The organism is Streptomyces sp. NPDC001922 (assembly GCF_042891165.1).
Lineage (GTDB): Bacteria > Actinomycetota > Actinomycetes > Streptomycetales > Streptomycetaceae > Streptomyces.
This window is the reverse complement of sequence record NZ_JBIASV010000008.1, coordinates 162674-177424: the sequence shown is the minus strand read 5'-3', so window position 1 is coordinate 177424 and position 14751 is coordinate 162674. Positions and strand designations below refer to the sequence as shown.

Genomic DNA, 14751 nt, shown 5'->3' with positions numbered 1-14751 from the left:
ATGGCACTGACCAGCGGGGTGGCCGCCGCACGCAAGGGACGGGGCTGCAAGCAGCCGGGATGGGGACACAGAACCGCAGGGACGCGACGGCGCGGTGCCACCGCCCCAGTGATCCGGACCGGCGCGGTGCCACCGGGCCGGTGGTCCGGTGGTCCGGTGATCCGGACGCAAGGAGGTAGGGGCGGCGCAGGGCCGGGTGAACGTCAGGGGGTGGGGGCGCAGGGGTGGGGGGTTCTGGAAGCTGCCGTGTATTTGTGGGCCCCCAGGGCCCGTAAATATACGTTCCGGACCCCCCCCCCCCCCCGGGGCGCCCCCCCCCCCCCCCCCCCCCCCCCCCCCCCCCCCAAACACCCCCCCCCCCCCCCCCCCCCCCCCGGCCCCCCCCACCCCCGAAACCCACCCCACACCCACACCCGCACCCGCACCCGCACCCGCACCCACACCCGAGAACCACGACGCCCGCACCGGGAAACCGCACCCCACCCCCCACGCACCCCCACCGCGCCACGCGACGAGCCCACAACGCCACCCCCGTCCCCACCCCCGCGGAGCGGCTATCGTGGGGCGGATGGCCGACAAGCGGAACCGGGAGGAGCGCGTGCCGACAGACCCCCGCCGCCGCAGCACGGGCGCCGCCACGGGCAGCTCCACCAGGACCGGAACCCCCGCCACCGGTACCCCCGACTCCACGGACGCCCCGGGCACCGGCACCCCCGGCACCGGCACCGGCACCGGCACCCCCAGCGACAGCGGCACCCCCGGCACCCCGGACAACACCACCACCCCCCGAACCCCCCGCACCCTCGCCGAAGAACTCCGCACCCGCCCCGACCCCGCCCTCGCCACCCTCCTCCGCACGCGCCCCGACCTCCTCTCCCCCGTCCCGGGCGACCTCACCCAGCTCGCCACCCGCGCCGGCACCCGCGCCTCCGTCGTCCGGGCCCTGGAACGGCTCGACCGGTTCGCGCTGCAGACCGCCGAGGCGCTGGCGATCGCCCCGGACCCCTGCCCGTACCCCGCCCTCCTCGGCCTGATGGCGGGCGACTCCGGCGACGAGGTCATCGAACGGGAGCTGCCCCGCGCGCTCACCACGCTCCGCGCCCAGGCCCTGGTCTGGGGCGGGGAGGAGCGGCTGCGCCTCGTCCGCACCGCACGCGAGGTACTGGCGGGCGGCACCGCGCTCGCCTCGTCCGGCACGGCCGCACACACCCTCCCGGGCCACGCCTCCCCCACCGGACGGCCCGCCACCAACGCAGGACGGTCCGCCGGCGCGGCACGTCCTCCCGCCGGCCCGGCGCGGACCAGCCCCACCGGCCTGGGCCCGACCGTGGCCGAGGCCGCCACCGGGATGTCCCCCGGCCGGCTCCAGGAGATCATCGCCACGGCGGGGCTGCCCGCCACGCACGACCCGGTGACCGCGGTCGACGCGCTCACCGCCCTGTTCGAGGACCGCACGCGGATGGCGGCGCTGCTCGCCGAGGCCCCGGAGGAGTCCCGGGAGACGCTGGCCCGCCTCGTCTGGGGCCCGCCGTACGGCACGGTCCCGGCGAACCCGTCGCCGCAGGTCCGCTGGCTGACGGCCCGCGGGCTGCTGCTCCCCACCGGCTCCGGCACCGTCGTCCTGCCGCGCGAGGTCGCCCTGCACCTGCGGGACGGCCGGGCCCACCGCGCCCCGGAGCCGCTGCCGCCCGCACTGGAGCCGGTGGCCGAACACCGGCCGGGCGTGGTGGACGCGACGGCGGCGGGCCAGGCGTTCGCCGCGCTGGGCGTCGTCGAGGACCTGCTCAAGGAGTGGGAGCTCGGCGGACCCGGTGTCCTGCGGGCCGGGGGCATGAGCGTCCGCGATCTCAAGCGGACCGCGACCGCGCTGGACACCGACGAGCCGACGGCCGCGTTCTGGCTCGAACTCGCCTTCGCCGCCGGGCTCCTGGCCTCCGACGGCGAGGCCGACGAACGGTTCGCGGCCACCCCCGCGTACGACGAGTGGCTGCGCCGGCCCGCGGAACAGCGCTGGTCCGCGCTGGCCGCGGCCTGGCTGACCGCGACCCGTACGGCGGGCCTGGTCGGCGGCCAGGACGCCAAGGGCCGCACGCTCTCCGCGCTCGGCCCGGGGCTGGACCGTTCCCCGGCCCCGCACTTCCGCCGCCGCACCCTCGAACTGCTCGCCACGCTCCCGGACGGCGGAGCGCCGCAGCCGGACGCGGTCCTGGCGCGCCTGCGCTGGGAGCACGGCGCCCCGGCCCGTCCGAGCGAGGCCGACCCGGGTCAGGAGGCAGGCCCCGGCCCGGCCGGGCACCCGCACCCGCACCCGCACCCGCACCCGCACCCGGACGACCTCCGCTCCCGGATCGCGCGGTGGACCCTGGCCGAGGCCGAACGCCTCGGGGTCACCGGCCGCGGCGCGCTCTCCACCCACGGCCGGGCCCTCCTGGGCACGCCGACGGCACCGGGAGAGCCGGGACCGGAAGCATCGGTCCTGGGAGAGCCCTCCCCAGGCCGGCCCGCTCCGGGCCGACCCGCCCCGGAGCCGGCGGATCCGCCCACCGGCGCACCCACCACAGCCGCCCCCACCACCACGAGCCCCACCACCATCGTGACCGGCACGTCCCCGGCGCCCGGCACGGACGGCACGGCGGCCGCCGCCCCCACCCCGGGCGACGCCGACGGCCGCATCCCACCCCAGCCGACCACCGCAAGCACCCCGGCCACCGGCCCCACCGCCACCCCGGGCACCGGCACACCCGGCCCCGGCACACCCGCGGCCACCGGGACGCACCCCGCCGAAGTGCACGCCGCCGCGGCCATCGCCGCCGCCCTGCTCGCCCCCAAGCTGCCCGAACCGCTCGACCACGTCCTCCTCCAGGCGGATCTGACGGCCGTGGCGCCGGGCCCGCTGGAGCGACCGCTCGCCGAGATGCTCGGGGTGCTCGCCGACGTCGAGTCCAAGGGCGGCGCGACGGTCTACCGGTTCACCCCGGGCTCCGTCCGCCGCGCCCTGGACGCCGGACAGACTGCCTCCGACCTGCACGCCTTCCTCACCGAGCACTCCCGGACGCCCGTCCCGCAGCCGCTCAGCTATCTGATCGACGACGTGGCCCGCAAGCACGGGCACCTGCGCGTCGGAGCGGCGTCGGCGTACATCCGCTGCGACGACGACGCCCTGCTCGCGGAGATCCTCGCCGACCGGCGGTCGTCGGGGCTGCGCCTGCGCCGGCTCGCCCCCACGGTGCTGGCCACCCAGGCACCGCCCGACCAACTCCTGGAGTGCCTGCGGGACATGGGCTACGCCCCGGCCGCCGAGTCGGCCGAGGGCGACGTGGTGATCACCCGGGCCGACGCGCACCGCACGCCGCCGCGCACCGCGCCCGCCCCCGTCCAGGGCGGCCCGCCCGTCCCCGACGCCACGCTGCTCACGGCCGCGGTCAAGGCGATCCGCGCGGGCGACCTCGCCGCCACGGCCGTACGCAGGCCGGCTGCGGCTCAGGCGCCGGAGGCCCGGGAGGGCGCCGCAGCCCCGTCCGACGGCGGCCGGCTGCCCCGCACCACCTCCGCCGAGACGCTCGCCACGGTGCAGGCGGCGGCTCTCACCAGCAGCGCGGTGTGGATCGGCTACGTGAACGCCGACGGCGCGGCCAGCCAGCGGGTCATCGCCCCGGTGCGGGTGGAGGGCGGCTTCGTCACGGCCTACGACCACACGGCCGACGAGATCCGCACCTACCCCCTGCACCGCATCACGGGCGTCGCAGAACTCGCCGACGACCCGACCTGACCCCCCGGCCCGGGGGCCGGATCACCGTTTCCCGGCTCTCCCGTTCCGCGCGTCCCGCAGGGCCTCGACCAGGACGTCGACATCGGTCCAGGGGTTGACCGTCCGGGGGTTCACCGCCCTCGGATTCCCCTCGCTCTCCGCCTCCGCACGGGACCGCAGACGCTGGGCCCTGGACTGCGCCACGCCGTGGAGTGCCCGGAGCGACGCGTAGTCCAGATGCTTCCGGGCCGTCGAATACCCGGCGCAGCCCGGTTCGTTCTCCAGCAGCCGCTGTGCCTGTCCGGACGTGAGGTAGGCGGTGATGTCCTTGAAGTGCAGCAGGATCCATATCTCGAAGCAGGGATTGCTGAGCGCGACATTGACCGCGCCACCCCGGGCGAGCCGTAGGGCATCCGCCAGTCCGGGGTGCGGCACCGGCGCTTCGACATCCACGACGCACCACACCTCGTCGTACGCGGTGTAGCGGTCCTTGGCGCTCCTGGGCGCTCTCGCCTGGTGCTCGATGGCGGCCTGCGCCAGGGACTTCGGCTCGCCGTGCACTCCGCCCATGCACAGCTCCACCGGCAGGGCCCGTAACTCCGCTTTCAGCCCCTTGAAGTACTGGGTCTCCGTGCACTCACCTTCGCAGTAGATCAGGAATCTCCGCTGCTCCGGCCGGTTCCCCTGCTTCCGGCCGAGAGGCTTCCCCCGTCGCACCGTCACCCCCGCTTCCCTTCCCACTCGCCGCGGGTTCTTCGCTCCCCGCGGGCCCTTCACCCGGCGCGGCCCCCTCACTCGCCGCGGCAAGGCCCGCCAGCAGATCGCTGTCGAAGTGGGGAACCGCTCCGTAACGGCCCCCCAGATACCGCTTCTCCAGGTTCTCGATCGAATCCCGCACCGAGAACTCCGTCAGCGGGAAGAGCCGGGTCGCACCGGTGTCGTAGTCCTTCTCCGTGAACCACAGCTGATCCCGGAACAGTTCGGTGCGGGAGTTCCTCCCCAGGAGCGACGACTCATGGGTGCTGAAGATCAGTTGTGCGCCCCGGCGGTTGGTCTCCGGCGACTGGAACATCCCGACCAGGGCATCCGTGAGGTGGGGGTGGAGCCGCGCGTCGAGTTCGTCCACGCACAGCACCGCACCGCGGATCAGCGCCGTGACGACGGGGCCGAGCAGCCCGATCCAGGTGCGGGTGCCGCTGGACTCCTCGCGGAGCCGGAGCGTGAACGTCCCGTCGGCGGTCCGGTGCTCCACCCGTACGCGGTCGCCGAGCGGCGCCTCCACCTTCACCCGGTCGCCGAGCACCTCGCGCAGCGCCGCGAGCACGCGCTCCTGCTCGTCGACGACCTCTTCGCCGAGCTCACGGATCTCCAGCCCGCCGACGCCCAGGTCGGCGAAGCGCAGCAGGTCCATGAGCGGCGCCCGGTCGCCCCGCTCCCGCTCGGCCAGGCACAGGCTGACCGTGTGGTCCAGCCGGTGCTGGAAGTCGCTGTCGGTGGCGACCGTCAGATCGTTCCGGAACCACGCGTAGATCGTGCGCAGCAGTTCGTGCCCCTGGGCCGCCGCGACCGAGAGATAGAGACTGTTCGGCCGCAGGAGGTCGGCGATGACCTTCCGCCGTCCGGTGAGCCCGCGGCCGAAGCTGACGGGCTCGTCCCCGCGCCGTTCGTAGAGCCGCCGCGGCTTGCCCTCGGGGTAGGCGTAGAGCCACTCCTCCAGTACCCGGTCGTCGTCCACGGTGAATCCGAAGGCGTAGCGGACGCCGTCCAGCACGAATTCGACCTCGTAGCCGCTCGGCGGGAGCGAGGCGCCGCTCCGGAAGGCGAAGGGACGTCGGGGCACTCCGCCGGAGGGGTCCCAGCGCTGGAACGACGACAGGACGGCGGTGCGCATCCACACCAGGGCGTCGATGACATTCGACTTCCCCGAGGCGTTCTGCCCGTAGATCGCCGCCACCGGTACGACCCGGTGGCGGCTGCGGGGCACCTCCTGCTCGGCCCGCTCGTCGTGCCGGTCGTCCGCGACCAGGGTGAGCTCCTGCTCCTCGCGGAGCGACGCATGGTTGGTCACCTGGAAGCGCAACAGCATGCCGGCCTCCCCGGGCTCGATGGAACGTGTCGTTTCGCTGTCTGTATCGTCAAGTCTTGACGATACAGACAGCGAAACGCCTTGTCTGCGCGCATTCACTCGGTCGTGGACGGCAGGCGCGCCCCGCACGATCCGCCCCCACGCTCGGCTCCGCACTTCGGGCGATGAGGGACACTGGAGGCTTGTCCCCCGGAGACGCACGAAAGGCGCCAGGCGTGAGTGGCCCCCTGATCGTCCAAAGCGATAAAACTCTGCTCCTGGAAGTCGACCACGAGCAGGCCGACGCGTGCCGCCGCGCCATCGCCCCGTTCGCGGAGCTGGAGCGCGCCCCCGAGCACATCCACACCTACCGGGTGACCCCGCTCGGGCTGTGGAACGCCCGGGCCGCCGGGCACGACGCGGAGCAGGTCGTCGACGCGCTCGTCGAGTTCTCCCGCTACCCGGTGCCGCACGCCCTGCTCGTCGACGTCGCCGAGACCATGGCCCGCTACGGCCGGCTGCGGCTGCTCAAGCACCCCACCCACGGTCTCGTCCTGGAGTCCACCGACCGCCCGGTCCTGGAGGAGATCCTCCGCTCCAAGAAGATCCAGCCGCTGGTCGGGAACCGGATCGACCCGGACACCGTGGCCGTGCACCCCTCCGAGCGCGGGCAGATCAAGCAGACCCTGCTGAAGCTCGGCTGGCCCGCCGAGGACCTCGCGGGCTACGTCGACGGCGAGGCGCACCCGATCGAGCTGCACGAGGACGGCTGGGCGCTGCGGCCCTACCAGCAGCAGGCCGTCGAGGGCTTCTGGCACGGCGGCTCCGGCGTCGTGGTCCTCCCCTGCGGTGCGGGCAAGACGCTGGTCGGCGCGGGCGCGATGGCGACCGCGAAGTCGACCACCCTGATCCTGGTCACCAACACGGTCTCCGCCCGTCAGTGGAAGCACGAGCTGGTGAAGCGGACGTCCCTCACCGAGGAGGAGATCGGCGAGTACAGCGGCACCCGCAAGGAGATCCGGCCGGTCACCATCGCCACGTACCAGGTCCTCACCACCAAGCGGAAGGGCGTCTACCCGCACCTGGAGCTGTTCGACTCCCGCGACTGGGGTCTGATCGTCTACGACGAGGTGCACCTGCTCCCGGCGCCGGTCTTCAAGTTCACCGCGGACCTCCAGGCCCGGCGCCGGCTCGGGCTCACCGCGACCCTCGTCCGGGAGGACGGGCGCGAGTCCGACGTCTTCTCCCTCATCGGCCCGAAGCGCTTCGACGCGCCCTGGAAGGAGATCGAGGCGCAGGGCTACATCGCTCCGGCGGACTGTGTCGAGGTGCGGGTCAACCTGACCGAGACCGAGCGTCTCGCCTACGCGACCGCCGAGACCGAGGAGAAGTACCGCTACTGCGCCACCACCGCGTCCAAGCAGCGGGTCACCGAGGCGCTGGTGGAGCGGCACCGGGGGCAGCAGACGCTGGTCATCGGGCAGTACATCGACCAGCTCGACGAGCTCGGCGAGCACCTGGGCGCCCCGGTGATCAAGGGCGAGACGACCAATGCCCAGCGCGAGAAGCTCTTCGACGCCTTCCGGCAGGGCGAGCTCGGGGTCCTCGTGGTGTCCAAGGTGGCGAACTTCTCGATCGACCTGCCCGAGGCGACGGTGGCGATCCAGGTGTCCGGCACGTTCGGCTCCCGGCAGGAGGAGGCACAGCGCCTCGGCCGGGTGCTGCGGCCCAAGGCGGACGGCCACCCGGCCGTCTTCTACTCGGTGGTGGCCCGGGACACGATCGACCAGGACTTCGCGGCGCACCGGCAGCGGTTCCTCGCGGAGCAGGGGTACGCGTACCGGATCGTGGACGCGGACGATCTGCTGGCGTCGGACGAGGCGTAAGGCGGGGCAGCCGGGGCGGGGCGGGGGCGCACGGGGCGGGGCGTAGGCGCGGGACGGGGCCTGCGGACGCCCGGCCGTCCGGCGCAACGCGCCTGCGCCGCACGGTGCACGGCCGCAAGCGGCGGCGTAGGGCTCAGCGGCGGCGGGTCACCAGCGCCGGCTCGTCGAACTCGCCCAGGACGGCCACCCGGAACGCGGTGTCCGCGTACACGTGGATCGCGCGCAGGACGTTGCCCAGCAGGTGCCGTGGGTGCGGGGGAGCCGCGATGCCGAGCGCCGTGCTGCCTCGGACGGGGGACGCGGGGACCGGAGTGAGGGATGCGGCGTTCATGTCTCCATGATGCGTTTCATCCGCTTGGAGTACATCGGTCCAGCGGCTGAGGCCATCGGCCCTCTCCTCACCCCTCCGGCGCACCCGCCGCCCGCCCAGGGGCGGAGCTCCCCGGGACACGACCTACCGAGCCTTCCGCAGCCACCATCACCATCAGGGGCTGAGTACGCCGAACACCTGGGAAACCAAGGCCTGCCGACCCGCACGGACAGGACCCGCAGGCCGGATGCGATCGGTTCCGATGGCCGAAACAAACCGTTCGACCGGCCTCGTCCCGCTCATTACAATCGCCCGTCTGCCGCCTCCCGACCTGCCCCGAGCAGGAGCGCCTCCGCGGGCGCCCGGGGAGCCACCGCCCGGACGGCAACCGGCCGGTATCTCGTTCACCCGATCACCCCCGGAGGCAACGTCGTGCCCGCGCAGTCGCGCCCATCCCCCCATCGCGCCCGAACCGAGGACGCCACGGGCCCCTCGCCGGAACCGGACAGCGACGGTCCGCTCGCCCGCGAGCGCGCCCACCTCGCCGAGTCCCGCGCCGCACTGCGCGCCATGCGCACCGATGTCGAAGCGCTCGACATCTCCAACGTCACCGCGAACTGGGTGAACGCCACGGTCCTCCAGTCCCAGATCGACTCCCGCATCAAGGCGCTCGCGGATCACGCCCACACGCCGCTGTTCTTCGGCCGCCTCGACTATCTGCACGCGGGCGCGCAGTACGGGGACACTCCCCGGCCCGGCCCGGGCGGTCCGGGCGCGGCGGACCCGGCCCGCCCCGGAGACGCAGCGGCCGGCACCGGACCGGACGGGGCCACCGGCACCGACGACGGGGCCGAGGAGCCCGGCGACCGCTGGTACATCGGCCGGCGCCACGTCCACGACGCGCACGGCGACCCGATGGTCGTCGACTGGCGCGCCCCCGTCTCCCAGCCGTTCTACCGGGCGTCCAAGAAGGCGCCGATGGACGTCCGGCTGCGCCGCCGCTTCGGCTACACCGGCGGTGAGCTGACGGCCTACGAGGACGAGCACCTCACCGATCCCGACGAGGCCGCGGTCGGCACCGCCAGCAAGCTGCTCCAGGCCGAGATCGAACGCCCCCGCGTCGGCCCCATGCGGGACATCGTCGCGACGATCCAGCCCGAGCAGGACGAGATCGTCCGGTCCGGCCTCGACCGGACGGTCTGCGTCCAGGGCGGCCCCGGCACCGGGAAGACCGCGGTCGGCCTGCACCGGGTGGCGTATCTGCTCTACGCGCACCGGGAGCGGCTGGCGCGCACCGGGACGCTGGTCATCGGGCCGAACCGTTCCTTCCTCCACTACATCGAGCAAGTGCTGCCCACCCTGGGCGAGCTGGAGGTCCAGCAGGCGACGGTGGACGACCTCGTGAAGCAGGTGGAGGTGCGGGGCGAGGACACCGCCCGCGCGGCCCGCATCAAGGGCGACGCGCGGATGGCCCAGGTGCTGCGGCGCGCGGTCCGGGCCGGGGTGACGACGCCGGCGGAGCCGGTGGTCGTGGTCCGCGGTTCGCGCCGCTGGCGCGTCCCGGCGCACGAAGTGGCGGAGATGGTGACGGAGTTGCTGGCCCGGGACATCCGGTACGGCGCCGCCCGGGAGGCGCTGCCGCAGCGGATCGCGCACGCCGTCCTGACCCGGATGGAGGCGGCGGGCGAGGCCCCGGACGACCGCGTGCAGAACGCGGTGGCCCGCTCCGCCCCCGTCAAGGCCGTGGTCAAGGAGGTGTGGCCGCCGGTGGATCCGGCGAAGCTCGTCCTCCGGCTGCTGTCCGACCCGGAGTTCCTCGCCGCGAACGCGGACGGCGTGCTCTCCGCCGACGAGCAGAAGGAGATCCTCTGGGCGAAGCCCGCCCGGGGCGTGAAGTCGGCCCGCTGGTCCCCGGCCGACGCGGTCCTCGTCGACGAGGCGTCCGACCTGGTCGAACGCACCCACTCGCTGGGGCATGTCGTCCTCGACGAGGCCCAGGACCTCTCCCCCATGCAGTACCGGGCGGTCGGCCGCCGCTGCTCGACGGGGTCGGCGACGGTGCTGGGCGACCTCGCCCAGGGCACCACCCCGTGGGCCACCGGCACCTGGGCGGAGGCGCTGGGTCACCTGGGCAAGGGCGACGACGCGCGGGTGGAGGAGCTGACGGCCGGTTTCCGGGTGCCGCGCGAGATCATCGCGTACGCCTCGCGGCTGCTGCCGCGGATCGCGCCGGACCTCGCGGAGTCCACCTCGGTCCGGGAGGCGCCGGGCTCGCTCGTCGTCCGGCCCGTGGCGACTCCGGCGGAGCTGGACGCGACGGTCCTGGACGCGTGCCGGGAGGCGCTGACGCGCGAGGGGTCGGTCGGTCTGATCGCGGCGGACGCCCGCCTTCCGGCCCTGACCTCCGCCCTGTCGGCCGCGGGGATCGCGTATCTGTCGCCCGGCGAGGAGACGTCGGCCGCGGTGCGGCTGACCCTGGTGCCGGCGTCGCTCGCCAAGGGCCTGGAGTACGACTACGTGGTCCTGGACGAGCCGGCCGCCGTGGTCGACGGCGAGCCGGACGAGCGCACCGGCCTGCGCCGGCTGTACGTGTCGCTGACCCGCCCGGTCTCCGGCCTCACGGTCGTCCACGCGGCACCGCTGCCGGCCGCTCTGGCGGACTGACGCCGAGGGGGCGAGGGCCGACACCTTGGCGTGCCTCCGCACGCGCTCCGCCGGTCACGGGGTTCATCCTTCATCAGCTGTCGCCTGATGGCCGGAAGAGGCACTCCGCGCCCGCTGGCGAAGCTCCCGCGGCGGCACTCCATAGGTTCTGCGGAAGGCACGGCTGAAGTCCGTAGCGCGGAGGAAGCCCCAGCGTGCGGCGAGGGCGTTGATGGGCATGTCGTTCAGGGTCGGGTCGGTGAGGTCGTGGCGTATGCGTTCCAGGCGCCGGCGGCGGATGAAGGCGGCGAGGGTGTACTCCTCCTGCCGGAAGAGGCGGTGCAGGTAGCTGAGGGAGATGTGGTGCGCCTCGGCGATGGCAGGCAGCGTGAGTTCAGGATCGCTGAGGTTGTCCTCGATGAAGGCGCGGATCCGTAAGGTCAGGGTCCGCCGGCGGGTCTCCGGCTCCAGTGAGTCGTCCTGGTCCAGGGTGTGGGCGAGCAGTGAGGAGAGCAGGTCGACGATGGAGCCCAGTCGCGGGCCGTCCGCGGGGCCGTAGGGGCCGGTGCCCTGCCGCCGGCCGTCAGAGCGCCGCGCGCCACTCCTCCACCGCTGCCGCCGACACCGGCGCGGTCCACCCCTCCGGCCGGGCCGCGCTGCCGATGTGGAAGGCGTCGATCCCGGCGGCGCGCAGCGTCGGGAGGTGGTCGAGGCGGAGGCCGCCGCCGGCCATGATCCGGGGTTCGTACCCCGGATCGCCGGAGCGCGCCGCCTCGGCGAGGAGGGTCGGCAGGCCGTCGTCGACGCCCGCCGGAGATCCGGCGGTGAGGAAGGTGTCCACGCCCGGCAGCGCGGCGATCCGGGTGCGCAGCGCGTGCCGGTCGGCCGCCCGGTCGATCGCCCGGTGGAAGGTCCACGGGCAGCCGTCGATGACGGCCATCAGCATTTCGACGGCCACCAGGTCCGGGTGTCCCTCGTGGTCCAGGAAGCCGAGGACGAACGCGTCGGCCCCCTCCGCCCGCAGTTCCGCCGCGGTGCCGCACAGCCGGCGGATGTCCGCGACGCCGAACCCGGCCTGCGGACGGAGCATCACCCGCAGCGGGAGATCGACCGCGGCCCGGATCTCCGCGAACGCCTCCCGGGACGGGGTGAGCCCGTCGGACGCCATATCGGTGACCACTTCGAGCCGGTCGGCGCCCCCGGACCGCGCGGCGACCGCGTCCTCCGCGGTGAGGGCGATGACCTCGAGAATTGGTCTAGACATATGTCCAAGGTTGCCACAGGAGAACCCCCACCGGAAGCAGCCGCGCACGCCCGGGGCGGGGCCACGCCGCTCGCGGCCGGGCGGGACACCGGTCCCCGGGACGGACCACGGCACGGCGGGGAGGGCCCGTCCGGCGCCCGTGGCCCACAATTGATCCATGGCCCCCACCGCCGTTCACGACATACTCCTCGCCCGCTGGTCCGAGCTGTTGCGCAGGTGCCAGGAGGACGCGTCCCCGGACCCCGCCCCCTACGGCGAGAACCTGCTCGGCCGCTGGGCGGAGCCGCAGCGCCGCTATCACACCACCGACCACCTGCTGGCGGTCCTCGACCGCATCGAGGAGTTGGTCCACCACTGCGCCGACCCCGACGCGGTACGGCTCGCGGCCTGGTTCCACGACGCGGTCTACCGCCCGGACCGCTCGGAGAACGAGGAGCGCAGCGCACAGCTCGCCGAACGCGCCCTGCCCGAGGCCGGGGTGTCCGCCGCGCGGACCGCCGAGGTCGCCCGCCTCGTCCGACTCACCGTCACCCACGACCCGGCACCCGGGGACACCGACGGGGAGGTGCTGTGCGACGCGGACCTGGCCGTACTCGCCGGGCCCCCGCAGGCGTACGCGGCGTACGCGGCGGCCGTCCGCCAGGAGTACGGCTTCGTCCCGCACGACGCGTTCCGCGAGGGCCGGGCCGCCGTGCTGCGCCAACTGCTGGATCTGCCGCGGCTGTTCCGTACGGAGACCGGGCACGACCGCTGGGAGCGGACGGCGCGCCACAACATGGCCACCGAGCTGGAACTCCTCACCTCCACCTGACAGGGGTGCAGGGCCGGGGCGATGAGCGCCGAACCCCGGCCCGGACTCCGCCCGTCCGTCCCGCCCCCCCTCACGTCCCCTCGCGTCCCGTCCGTCCCGTAAAGAAGTGGTCGAGTCCGGTCACGCATGGCACAGTCACCGTCGTGACCCTGCTGGATCTGCTCGTCGACTTCGCGCGCACCGGCCGCCTCGGGCCGCTGCACTGCGGCATGCCGCTCGCCGAGGCTGTCGATGCAGCGCTTGGATGAAGCGATGACCCTGCATTCCGATGTGGCCGCGTTGCTGGCGGAGGCCGGCATCCTCGACGTGGACGTCGACGAAGCCGTCGCGGACGAGCACGTCCGATCGTCCGCATACCAACGCATCGTCTCGGTAACCACTTCCTCGCGGAGCCGCGACCGAGACCGCGCGACAGTGGCCACGATCCTGCGCGACCCCATGGAGATGGTGTCCAAGACGGCGGTGGTCCACCTCGTGGACAGGGTGGCGATGAAGATGACCGGTCCTGCCGAGTTCCGGCAGTGGTCGGCCGAACTGCTGCCGGAGGTCGACCAGCTCACGACGGAGGGCTACCGCGAGTTCATTCGCCGCCGCATCCATGACTGGCTGTTCCACCTGTCCGTCAAGGACGGCCATGTGCCGACGTCGGCCGAGTTGGCGAAGGTCACGTACTGGATGCAGCGCTTCCTCGCCACGGAGTCGACGTCGCCGGCGGTACTCGCCCTGCTCGCCGAGTCGGGCAACAGCAAGAAGATACGAAACATCGCGAAGAACCGAGCCGCAAGCCGCAAGCTGAGAACGCGATGAGTCGGTAGTGGCCATGGCCAGGCACGCCGACTGCCTCAGCCACAAGAACGGCGCCATGCCCGACGGTCATGCGGGAGAACCCGTCCAGGGACAGCGGTCACGCCAGGGGGAGAGATGACAACGGAGAACGAGCGACGGCCACTGACCACCCGGGCAAAGGTCGCCGCCGCGGCGGGAGTTCTGGCCTCGCTGGCGCTCCTCGGCTATGCCACCAAGCCGCAGTGGCAGCCCTGGTGGTTCGCGGAGACCGTCTGCGGCGGACACCTGTCGGCCGCAGACCTCGACGCGCTCCTTCCGGCCGAGCGGCTCCAGCCGGGCGAGGAGGCGTCCGGCCCCGACGAGGTGTCGTGCAGGCTGAACACCGAAGACGACCACTTCGTCCTGAATATCCACGCCTCCACCGACCCGGACGACGTGCGGGAGGAACTCGAGTCGTATTTCAGCATCCCGTTCGTCGACTCCCTCCCCTTCCCCAAGGGAATCCCGGGGTTCGAGGCCGACAGCCAACTGGCCATCCTGCAGGAGTGCCCGGACCTCCCCCGGGACGACCAGGGACGGAAGCGCCGGATGCTCACCAGGGCCATGGGGTCGTGGCCGGACCGCCCGACCGGCGCCGCCCTGCGGACAGCCGTGGCCATGGCCAACGCCTCCTCCGCCGAACTGGGCTGCGGCGCCGCGACGTTGCCGATGCCGGAGAAGCCGGCCCCGGCCGATCCCGCCGGAGTTCCGCCCCGGCAGGCGACGGGCGCCCTGTGCGGCTGGCTCGCCGACGCCCCGGCGCTGCCGAGGAACCGGTACGGCCGCCCGTGGAAGGCAGCCGCCCGGACGGGCCGGACTGCCCCGATCACCAGCTGCCGCCTGACCTCGGACGGGGAGAAGTCGGTGACGGTGGAGTTCGGCGGCTGGTACGGGGACTGGACCGACGAGCTCTTCCACACCCTCACCGTCTCCAGCGTCGACCTCCCCGACGGCGGCCCCCGCTCCACGGAACCGGTGATGAGCGAACACCTCGGACGGGCCACCGCTCGCTGCTCGGGCGAGTCCGCGAACTACTGGGTGTACGCCTCCTTCTCCGACCCCGAGCAGCACCTTCCGGCGCGGCGCCTGCGCGAGCTCCTGGTGGCGTTCGCCGAGGACCAGGCGGAGCGGCACGGCTGCACGGATCTCGAACTGCCCGGGAGGACCATCCACCCGGCGCGCTGACGCTGCCCGCCCTT

12 protein-coding genes are annotated in these 14751 nt (G+C 73.7%); 7 read left to right on the top strand and 5 right to left on the bottom strand.

Annotated features, from left to right (window positions below; all coding sequences use genetic code 11):
- The first annotated feature begins 568 nt into the window (after positions 1 to 568).
- Positions 569 to 3769: a helicase-associated domain-containing protein gene (locus ACFYYR_RS16665; RefSeq protein WP_388852983.1), complete on the top strand. Its 3201-nt coding sequence runs from the start codon at positions 569 to 571 to the stop codon at positions 3767 to 3769.
- A gap of 21 nt (positions 3770 to 3790) precedes the next feature.
- On the opposite strand, the gene ACFYYR_RS16660 is transcribed toward ACFYYR_RS16665, so the two are convergent.
- Both ACFYYR_RS16660 and ACFYYR_RS16655 read right to left on the bottom strand, forming a co-directional pair.
- On the bottom strand, positions 3791 to 4465 hold the full coding sequence (locus tag ACFYYR_RS16660; RefSeq protein ID WP_388853545.1) for an RloB family protein: 675 nt from the start codon (positions 4463 to 4465) through the stop codon (positions 3791 to 3793).
- The gene (locus tag ACFYYR_RS16655) at positions 4386 to 5834 is read right to left on the bottom strand and encodes an ATP/GTP-binding protein (protein ID WP_388852980.1); all 1449 of its coding nucleotides are present in this window, start codon (positions 5832 to 5834) and stop codon (positions 4386 to 4388) included. Before ACFYYR_RS16655 ends, ACFYYR_RS16660 begins: the two co-directional genes overlap by 80 nt.
- Before the next feature lie 215 nt (positions 5835 to 6049).
- Here ACFYYR_RS16655 and ACFYYR_RS16650 point away from each other — a divergent pair, with 215 nt between their 5' ends.
- Entirely contained in the window at positions 6050 to 7699 is a 1650-nt protein-coding gene (locus tag ACFYYR_RS16650; protein WP_388852977.1) for a DNA repair helicase XPB, read from the top strand.
- 133 nt (positions 7700 to 7832) lie between these two features.
- Here the strand turns inward: ACFYYR_RS16650 and ACFYYR_RS16645 are convergent, their stop codons facing one another.
- On the bottom strand, positions 7833 to 8030 hold the full coding sequence (locus tag ACFYYR_RS16645) for a hypothetical protein (RefSeq protein ID WP_388852974.1): 198 nt from the start codon (positions 8028 to 8030) through the stop codon (positions 7833 to 7835).
- A 411-nt stretch (positions 8031 to 8441) separates the two neighbouring features.
- Here ACFYYR_RS16645 and ACFYYR_RS16640 point away from each other — a divergent pair, with 411 nt between their 5' ends.
- Complete coding sequence (locus ACFYYR_RS16640; RefSeq protein WP_388852971.1) at positions 8442 to 10673, top strand: HelD family protein; 2232 nt, start codon at positions 8442 to 8444, stop codon at positions 10671 to 10673.
- 63 nt (positions 10674 to 10736) lie between these two features.
- On the opposite strand, the gene ACFYYR_RS16635 is transcribed toward ACFYYR_RS16640, so the two are convergent.
- Positions 10737 to 10997: a helix-turn-helix domain-containing protein gene (locus ACFYYR_RS16635; protein WP_388853542.1), complete on the bottom strand. Its 261-nt coding sequence runs from the start codon at positions 10995 to 10997 to the stop codon at positions 10737 to 10739.
- Here ACFYYR_RS16635 and ACFYYR_RS16630 point away from each other — a divergent pair.
- Positions 10920 to 11090, top strand: a complete 171-nt coding sequence (locus tag ACFYYR_RS16630; RefSeq protein ID WP_388852968.1) for a hypothetical protein — start codon at positions 10920 to 10922, stop codon at positions 11088 to 11090. The genes ACFYYR_RS16635 and ACFYYR_RS16630 overlap by 78 nt on opposite strands.
- A gap of 145 nt (positions 11091 to 11235) precedes the next feature.
- On the opposite strand, the gene ACFYYR_RS16625 is transcribed toward ACFYYR_RS16630, so the two are convergent.
- The gene (locus ACFYYR_RS16625; RefSeq protein ID WP_388852965.1) at positions 11236 to 11916 is read right to left on the bottom strand and encodes a copper homeostasis protein CutC; all 681 of its coding nucleotides are present in this window, start codon (positions 11914 to 11916) and stop codon (positions 11236 to 11238) included.
- Between the two features lie 157 nt (positions 11917 to 12073).
- Between ACFYYR_RS16625 and ACFYYR_RS16620 the strand changes: the two genes are divergently transcribed.
- The 3 genes from ACFYYR_RS16620 to ACFYYR_RS16610 all read left to right on the top strand — a co-directional run bounded on the left by ACFYYR_RS16620 (position 12074) and on the right by ACFYYR_RS16610 (position 14737).
- A complete protein-coding gene (locus ACFYYR_RS16620) occupies positions 12074 to 12727 on the top strand; it encodes a hypothetical protein (RefSeq protein ID WP_388852962.1) in 654 nt (217 codons plus the stop codon).
- A 252-nt stretch (positions 12728 to 12979) separates the two neighbouring features.
- Positions 12980 to 13534 (top strand): hypothetical protein, encoded by a 555-nt coding sequence (locus ACFYYR_RS16615; protein WP_388852959.1) that lies wholly within the window; start codon positions 12980 to 12982, stop codon positions 13532 to 13534.
- 114 nt (positions 13535 to 13648) lie between these two features.
- On the top strand, positions 13649 to 14737 hold the full coding sequence (locus ACFYYR_RS16610) for a hypothetical protein (protein ID WP_388852956.1): 1089 nt from the start codon (positions 13649 to 13651) through the stop codon (positions 14735 to 14737).
- Positions 14738 to 14751: the final 14 nt, after the last annotated feature.

Bases quoted from the DNA above. Each gene is read 5' to 3' on its own strand.
- ACFYYR_RS16665 (WP_388852983.1), top strand. From the start codon at position 569: ATGGCCGACAAGCGGAACCGGGAGGAGCGCGTGCCGACAGACCCCCGC.
- ACFYYR_RS16655 (WP_388852980.1), bottom strand. From the start codon at position 5,834: ATGCTGTTGCGCTTCCAGGTGACCAACCATGCGTCGCTCCGCGAGGAG.
- ACFYYR_RS16645 (WP_388852974.1), bottom strand. From the start codon at position 8,030: ATGAACGCCGCATCCCTCACTCCGGTCCCCGCGTCCCCCGTCCGAGGC.
- ACFYYR_RS16625 (WP_388852965.1), bottom strand. From the start codon at position 11,916: ATGTCTAGACCAATTCTCGAGGTCATCGCCCTCACCGCGGAGGACGCG.
- ACFYYR_RS16620 (WP_388852962.1), top strand. From the start codon at position 12,074: ATGGCCCCCACCGCCGTTCACGACATACTCCTCGCCCGCTGGTCCGAG.
- ACFYYR_RS16615 (WP_388852959.1), top strand. From the start codon at position 12,980: ATGACCCTGCATTCCGATGTGGCCGCGTTGCTGGCGGAGGCCGGCATC.
- ACFYYR_RS16610 (WP_388852956.1), top strand. From the start codon at position 13,649: ATGACAACGGAGAACGAGCGACGGCCACTGACCACCCGGGCAAAGGTC.